The organism is Streptomyces sp. NPDC060198, from assembly GCF_042728415.1.
GTDB lineage: Bacteria > Actinomycetota > Actinomycetes > Streptomycetales > Streptomycetaceae > Streptomyces.
The window spans coordinates 1-7,116 of sequence record NZ_JBHWZJ010000360.1 but is presented as its reverse complement, the minus strand read 5'-3'; the positions used below and the strand labels follow the sequence as shown (position 1 = coordinate 7,116).

General features: G+C 74.0%; 6 protein-coding genes. 3 read left to right on the top strand and 3 right to left on the bottom strand.

The window, feature by feature from the left end:
- Window positions 1-96: 96 nt before the first annotated feature.
- From ACFWEP_RS29175 to ACFWEP_RS29165, 3 genes are read right to left on the bottom strand one after another with little or no spacing between them, the layout of a single operon-like run.
- Complete coding sequence (locus ACFWEP_RS29175) at window positions 97-708, bottom strand: TetR/AcrR family transcriptional regulator (RefSeq protein WP_387374441.1); 612 nt, start codon at window positions 706-708, stop codon at window positions 97-99.
- Between the two features lie 55 nt (window positions 709-763).
- The gene (locus ACFWEP_RS29170) at window positions 764-2,884 is read right to left on the bottom strand and encodes a YhgE/Pip family protein (RefSeq protein WP_387374439.1); all 2,121 of its coding nucleotides are present in this window, start codon (window positions 2,882-2,884) and stop codon (window positions 764-766) included.
- A complete protein-coding gene (locus ACFWEP_RS29165; protein WP_387374437.1) occupies window positions 2,856-3,680 on the bottom strand; it encodes an ATP-binding cassette domain-containing protein in 825 nt (274 codons plus the stop codon). Before ACFWEP_RS29165 ends, ACFWEP_RS29170 begins: the two co-directional genes overlap by 29 nt.
- Window positions 3,681-4,667: 987 nt before the next feature.
- On the opposite strand from ACFWEP_RS29165, the gene ACFWEP_RS29160 reads away from it, so the two are divergent.
- From ACFWEP_RS29160 to ACFWEP_RS29150, 3 genes are all read left to right on the top strand, one after another.
- Entirely contained in the window at window positions 4,668-5,195 is a 528-nt protein-coding gene (locus tag ACFWEP_RS29160; protein ID WP_387374435.1) for an SAV_6107 family HEPN domain-containing protein, read from the top strand.
- 135 nt (window positions 5,196-5,330) lie between these two features.
- On the top strand, window positions 5,331-6,089 hold the full coding sequence (locus tag ACFWEP_RS29155; RefSeq protein ID WP_387374433.1) for a methyltransferase: 759 nt from the start codon (window positions 5,331-5,333) through the stop codon (window positions 6,087-6,089).
- Window positions 6,090-6,392: 303 nt separating this feature from the next.
- A complete protein-coding gene (locus ACFWEP_RS29150; protein ID WP_328722185.1) occupies window positions 6,393-6,785 on the top strand; it encodes a DUF3040 domain-containing protein in 393 nt (130 codons plus the stop codon).
- Window positions 6,786-7,116: the final 331 nt, after the last annotated feature.

Genomic DNA, 7,116 nt, shown 5'->3' with positions numbered 1-7,116 from the left:
GGATCGAACTCCACCGGACCGGCGTCTTTTCCGCTGCCGCGGTGCGTCCTTGCTGCGGGCTGCGGGCTGCGGGCTGCGGGCTGCGGGCCGCCGCTGTCAGCGCCCGCTGACCCGGCCGTGCAGCAGCAGCGACAGCGCCGAGTGGACCTCGTCGAGCGACCGTTCGGGCTGGAAGGCCTGCCAGTCGAGGGCCGCCACCAGCACCATCCCGACCAGGGCGGCGGCGGTCAGCGGGATGTCGATCTCCGCACTCAGCTCGCCGTTCTCCACCCCGGCCCGCAGCTCGTCCTCCACCACGGCGACCGCCTCCTGGCGCACCACCAGGAGGGTCGCCTGCCAGGCCCGGTTGGTGCGCCAGAGCTCGGCCACGTACAGCTGGGTGAAGGCCGGGTAGCGGTCGATGAAGGCCAGACCCGCCCGGATCATCGCGTCCAGCGCGGCCACCCGGGTCCCGCCGCGGGCGGCGGTCTCGTCGGCAGCCGCCCGCAGCGCGGCGGTCAGCAGACCGACGCCGTGCCGCAGCAGCTCTTCGAAGAGCTCGGTCTTGCTCTTGAAGTTGTAGTACACCGTGCCCTTGGCCACTTTGGCCCGCTCGGCGATCTCGTCCACCGTGGTCGCCGAGAAACCCTTCTCGGCGATGAGGGTCACGGCCGCCTCGTAGAGCTTCTGCCGGGTCGCCTGGCGGCGCGTGGTGCCACTGCTTTCCATGAGGTCGATTCTCACAGGTCCGCCGGTGCTCCGAGCCCGTTCGCGCCGAGCCCGTTCACAGACTCAGCTCCGGGTGCAGCCGTTCCAGTGTCCACACCTGCTTGCGGCGGGCGGCGACGGCGGTCAGCGCGAGGGACCCGGCCGTGAACGCGGCCAGGACCGCGCAGCCCTGAAGGACGGGCCCGGACCCGCCGCCGGTGATCAGCCGGCGCAGCGCGTCGACGACGTAGCTCATCGGCATCCAGGGGTGGATCGCCTCGAAGAAGCCGGGGCTGGTCCGGACGGGATAGGTACCGCCGGCCGAGGTCAGCTGGAGCATCAGCAGCGCCAGCACCAAAATCCGTCCCGCGGCGCCGAACCGGGCGTTCAGCCACTGCACGATGGCGGCGAAGCAGCAGGTCACCAGGGCGAGGAAGCCGACCGTGGCCACCGGATGCACCATCTCCAGGCCCAGCCCCCAGTGGAGTACCGACATCAGCGCGGCGACCTGGACCAAGCCGGTCGCAGCCACCGGCAGCCAGCCCGCGAACGCGGTCCGGCGGGCGGAGGCACCGGCCGCGAGGGCACGCCGGTTCAGCGGCTGCATCAGCATGTACGCCACCATCGCGCCGACCCAGAGGGAGAGCGGGATGAAGTAGGGGGCGAAGCCGGTGCCGTAGTTCGGAGCGGCGTGCAGGGACGAGGAGGCGAGACGGACCGGGTCGGCCATCACGCCGGTACGCGCGTCGCGGTCGGCCTCGTCGTAGTCCGGAATCCGGTCGGCCCCGTCGCTCAGACCGTCGGCGAGGGCGGTGGAACCGTCGCTCAGGCGGTGCAGCCCGCTGTCCAGGCCGGTGGCGCCGGTCTTCAGCTCGCCGACGCCGGTGTCCAGCGCGGCGGCCCCGGACTTCGCCGTGGACAGCCCGGTGTGCAGGGTCCCGGCGCCCTCGGCGACCCGCTGGGCGCCCGCGTTGAGGGAGTTGACCTTCGCCACCGCCGACTCCAGGTCGTCGCCGAGCGCCGGGGCGTGGTCCGCGAGGTCCTCCGCCCGCTGCTGCAATACCGTCAGCCGGGTACGCAGCGCCGCGAGATCGCCGTCCTCGTCCTTCACCAGGGCCCCGACGTCGTCGGCGACCCGGGCGACGTCGGCCGCCGCCGTCACCGCCTTCTCCAGCGGGCCGCAGACGGCAGGGTCCGGCACCGGCGCGTCCTCGCAGCGCTGCGCGTGCACGGCGGCGAGGTCGTCCGCGGCGGTGTGCGCGGCCGTGGCCGCGGCGGGCGCGGCCTCCACCAGTTCGTCGAGGTTCTCCCGCACGGTCCCCGAGGCGTCGGCGACCAGCCGGGCGGTGTCCCCGATGGACTCGCCGCCGTCCGCCAGGAACGGGCGGACGCCCGCCGCGATCTCGTTGACCTCGTCGGCGAGGAGCTGGGTGCCGTCCGCCACCTGCCGCGATCCGGTCCGCAGATCCGCGGAGCCCCGATCGAGCGCGGTGATCCCGTCGGAGAGCCGCTCGCTGCCCGCCTTGCTCTCCTTGAGGCCCTCCGCGAGGTCCTTCGAACCCCGCTCGGCCGTCGCGATACCGCTGTGCAGGTCGTCGGCGCCGGAGGCGGCCTTCGCCGTCGCGTCGTGGAGATCGGAGAAGTCGACGAAGATCCGGTCGAGGAAGCCGCGCGAGGCAGCGGTCGACGCGGCGGCACGGATCTCGGAGAAGACCGTCCGGGATATCTGACCGACGATGTAGTTGTTGGCGTCGTTGGTGCGCACCCGGAGGGCGCCGGTCCCGGGGGAGTCGCCACCGCTCGACGCGATCCGCCGGCTGAGGTCCGCGGGCAGGGTGAGCGAGAGGTAGTACGTGCCGTCCTCGACACCCCGCCGGGCTTCTGCGGCGCCCACCCGGTGCCACTCGAAGGTCTTGGAGTCCAGCAGCTTCCGGGTGAGTTCGTCACCGGCGGCGATGCGCTCGGCGGCCTTCCCGCCCGCCCGGTCCGCTTCGCCCCCGGGCAGTTCGGCGCCCTTGTCCTCGTTGACCAGGGCGACGGGAATCCGGTCGAGGTGCCCGTACGGATCCCAGAAGGACCAGAGGTAGAGCGCCCCGTACAGCAGGGGCAGCAGCAGGAGAGCGGCAAGCGCGGCGCGCGGCAGCTTCCCCCTGCCGAAGCGTTTCAGCTCAAGCCCGGCCAGACTCGTCGCACGCATCGCCGGCCCCCTTTCCGTCGTTGTCGGTCACGGTGCCGGTGGCGGTGACCGTGCCGGTCGCGGCTGGTGTTCCGCCGGTGCCCGCGCCCTGGCCTGTACGCACCGACCGCACGTCCTCCGGGGCCTCCGCGCACACCGCCAGCACGGTCGTGCCCCGGGCGGCGACGGCGCGCAGCAGCCCCCAGGCCGCCGCCCGGCCCGCGGTGTCGAGCCCGAGGCCGGTGTCGTCGACCGCGAGCAGCCGGGGTTCGTCCAGCAGGGCGAGTGCGACGGAGAGCCGCAGCGCGTCCAGACGCTCCAGGTCCCGGACCTGGGTCCGCCCGGCTTTCGGCAGCGCGGTGAGGTCGAGGCCGGCGGCCTCCACCGCGTCGGCGATCCGCTCGCACGCGGCCGCGCGCTCCCGGCGCGGCCGGAGCAGTGCCCGGACGGGGCCGGTGCAACGGCCCCGGAGCAGGGCGCGCTCCCGCAGGTGTTCGGCGACGGTCAGGGCCGGGTCGAGTTCGCTGACGCCGGGTACCGGCCCGAGCGCGGTGATGCGGCGGACCGCGGCGAGCCGTCCCGGGAGCGGGTGGCCGCCCGTGCTCGCCCGGCCCTCGGTCGTCCGCATCCGGCCGGTGAGGGCCAGCAGCAGCGCGGTACGGCCGGAGCCCGAGGGACCCGCCAAGGCGGTGAGCGTGCCGGCCGGGGCGTCGAACTCCACGTCCCGGAACGCCCACCCGCGTGGCCCCCGCAGCCCCAGGCCGCGTACCTCCACGGCCGCCCCGTGCGGTGCGCCCGCGGGTTCTTCGTCCGTCATCGCTTCCCCTGCTCCGTACCGGGATCCGCTTCGATCCAGGTTTTGAACTGACTGGTCAGTGCAAAAAGCTACCCGAACTCGTGCCCGAAGCAAAAGGCGCAGGTGTCGGGGCGCGTGTGGCGGGGTGAGTGTGCACGTGATCCGGCCGCAACCGTGGCGAGTTTTCCGTTCGGTCCGACGAGAGCTCGGACAAGCGTCGGCGCTCGGGGGGCCGTGCCGTGGGAGGGACGGGTATGACGCGGACAGCTGATCCTCGGTCCTTCGACCGGTTCGCCCTCGTCCACGACCGCTTCGTGAGTCTTCTCCCGGGACGGAACACCGCCTGGCTGCTCGGCCTCGGGCTGAGGTGGAGCGCGCTCTGGGCGCCGGCTGCGGCTCGGAACACGCGGTCGAGGCCCTGGCGGACGGCTTCGAGGAAGTCCTCGGCCTGGACCTGAGTGCTCCTTCGCGACGCGTGGTTCCAGCTGCGCTTCCGGCACAGCCGTCCTTGGCCGGCACACCTGCTCAGCGACCGTCACCTCGCGCGCGAGCAGTTCCGCGAGCTCTGCGGGAGTGTCTTCCCCGGGGCCCGGTCCGACGATCTCGGCTTCGCCTTGGCGATGTACCGGTCGGCTCCACCGGCCAGGGGGGAGGGGGAGGCCCGGTGACCCGGCTGTCTCCGGTCCCGGTCGCCCTGGCGAGGGGGCGAGCAGGAACCTGATGGCCGGTTCGACGCCGCGCGCCGGGGCGCGACAGGTACCGAACCGAAGCGTCTGGAAGGACAGCCCCCGGTGCAGCGGGTACATGCAGTCCGAGCTGACCGAGAAGGGGCGTCCCCGCTCCCGCGCACACCCCTGCGGGCGGCCGCGTCACCGCGTTCCTCCGGTCCGCCCGGGCGGACCGAGGGAAAACTCCAGGTCGAAGGGGGCTTGAACCGGATTGTCAGTGGTACCCGCCACCATGGACACATACGGCCATCGAGCCGTCACTGACGACAGGAGGATCGTCATGGCCAGCTCGTCCGCAGCTGCCGCCCCGCGGCGCCGCGCAGGCAGCCCTGCCCCCTCACCGACCGGACCGCCCGACGACGTGCACCCCGTCCCGCGCCGGGCCGGAGCCCCGCCTGCCGCCCTCGATCTCCTCGCCAAGGCCCACGCCGGCCTGACCGAGGCCGCCGTTCTCGACGCCCCCAACGAGCGCTACGCCACCGCTCACCTCGCCGCCCTGCGCGCGGCCGCCGCCGTGCTCGCCGCCCGTGGCCGCCCCGAGACCACCAAACGCCGGCGTGAACGCATCCGCAGCGCGTGGGAGGTGCTCCCGGAGACGGCGCCGGAGCTCACCGAATGGAGTGCCCTCTTCGCAGCCGGGGCCGAGCGACGGGCCCGCGCCGAGGCGGGCCTTCCCGGCGCGGCGAGCCGGCGCGACGCCGACGACCTGCTGCGCGACGTGGCGATGTTCCTGCGGCTGGTCGAGCGGCTGCTCAGTCTCCACCCCGCCCTCCCCCAGCCGAGGAGGGGACGCCCCGGCGCGGGGTGACGGCGTCCCCGGCGGACGGGGCGCGGGCGACGGAGGTGGGGAACGGGAGGCAATAGGGTAGGAGCGCACCCGCACCACCTGCACTGTTCACGCTCCGCCGCCCCGCTGCGGCACCGTGCCGAGGAGTCATCTGCCGTGTCGGACCAGCCGCGCCCCCGCGCCTCCCTCCGTACCGCCGTGGTCTGGGAGGTCCTCAAGGGCGCCCTCGACCGCCAGGCGAAGGCGACCGGCAGCGACAGCCTGGAGGTTCTGGACACCGGAGGCGGCACCGGCAACTTCGCCGTGCCCGCCGCCCGGCTGGGCCACCGTGTCACCGTCGTCGACCCCAGCCCCGACGCCCTCTTCGCGCTGGAGCGCCGGGCCGACGAGGCGGGCGTCGCCGACCGGGTCCGCGGTGTCCAGGGCGACATCCTCGGACTCTTCGACGTGGTGGAGCGTGGCGCTTTCGACGCGGTGCTCTGCCACGGCGTCCTGGAGTACGTGGACGAGCCGGCCGAAGGCGTGCGGAACGCGGTCGAGGCGCTCCGCCCGTCCGGCGCGCTCAGCCTGCTCACCGCGGGCTCGGGCGGTGCCGTGCTGGCGCGCGCCCTCGCCGGTCACTTCGTGGAGGCCCGCCGGGCTCTCACCGACCCGGCCGGCCGCTGGGGGGACGGCGATCCGGTGCCCCGCAGGTTCACCGCCGACCAGCTCTCCGGCCTGGTCCGCGACGCGGGTCTCGACGTGACCTCGGTCCACGGGGTGCGGGTCTTCGCCGATCTCGTTCCCGGTGTGCTGGTGGACACCGAACCGGGTGCGATGGAGGCCCTGCTGAAGCTGGAGGCCGCCGCCGCCGAGCTGCCCGCCTTCCATTCCGTCGCCACCCAGCTGCACGTCCTGGGAGAGCGCCGGGCCTGACGGCGGCCCGCCGGGGAACACGGGGTGACGGGGGAGCGGCTGATCAGCGCCGCAGGGGGTGACCGGCCCGGCGCATCCCCTCTCGCTCCGGGCCCCCGATCCGGCCCCGGGCCCCGTATGATCGGGTGACAGGATCCGGCATGACGGATCGGCCGTCGGGGAATCAACGCCTCAAGGGCCGAACCGACATGGCGGTACGGACTGGCTGCTGGCTGGTGGGCGGGTTTCCCGGGGGCGAATCCCTGCCTATCCTGGAAGGGCCGCTTACCGGTCGCCCCCGCGGCCGACGACGAGGAGGACTCCGTGCCGCTCTCGGAGCACGAGCAGCGCATGCTCGAGCAGATGGAGCGAGCGCTGTACGCCGAAGATCCCAAGTTCGCGACAGCGCTTGAGGGAAGCGGGCTGCGTACGTACACCCGGCGACGGGTATACCAGGCGGTCGCTGGTTTTCTGGTGGGTATCGCGCTCCTCATGGCCGGAATGGTCGCCCAGCAGATCTGGATCAGTGTGGTCGGGTTCCTCGTCATGCTCGGCTGTGCCGTACTCGCGGTCACCGGCTGGCGCAGGGCGCCCAAGCCCGGAGAACAGCCGCAACGCGGCACCCCGGCGGCCGGGCAGAGGCCCAGACAGCGCCGGTCGGTGATGAACCGCATCGAGCAACGGTGGCAGCGCCGCCGCGACGAACAGGGCCAGTGAGACTTCCCCCCTCCCGGTAAGCCGGGCGGGGCAGGTACGACGTGACAGCGCACGGCGTACGGCCGAGGGGCGGGACGCGCACGACGCGGCTCGCCCCTCAGTCATGTCGTGCGCACGCGGGCCGGTCAGCCGTGCGCCCTTCCGGTCGCCGCCGGGGGCCCCGGCGCGGTGCGCCCTCCGGCACACGGCACACGGGCCCGGCGTCGCGGGGCCACCCCGGCCCTCGCCCCCGGTGCCCCGGCCGGCCACCTCGGGACTCCGGCCCCTGGCCCCCGGCCTCCGGCCCCCGGCCTCCGGCCTCCGGCGGCCCGGCGCCCCGGCGGCCCCGGGG

Coding starts and splice junctions, on each gene's coding strand:
- ACFWEP_RS29160 (WP_387374435.1), top strand. CDS start 4,668: ATGGCCAGCTCGTCCGCAGCTGCCGCCCCGCGGCGCCGCGCAGGCAGC.
- ACFWEP_RS29170 (WP_387374439.1), bottom strand. CDS start 2,884: ATGCGTGCGACGAGTCTGGCCGGGCTTGAGCTGAAACGCTTCGGCAGG.
- ACFWEP_RS29165 (WP_387374437.1), bottom strand. CDS start 3,680: ATGACGGACGAAGAACCCGCGGGCGCACCGCACGGGGCGGCCGTGGAG.
- ACFWEP_RS29175 (WP_387374441.1), bottom strand. CDS start 708: ATGGAAAGCAGTGGCACCACGCGCCGCCAGGCGACCCGGCAGAAGCTC.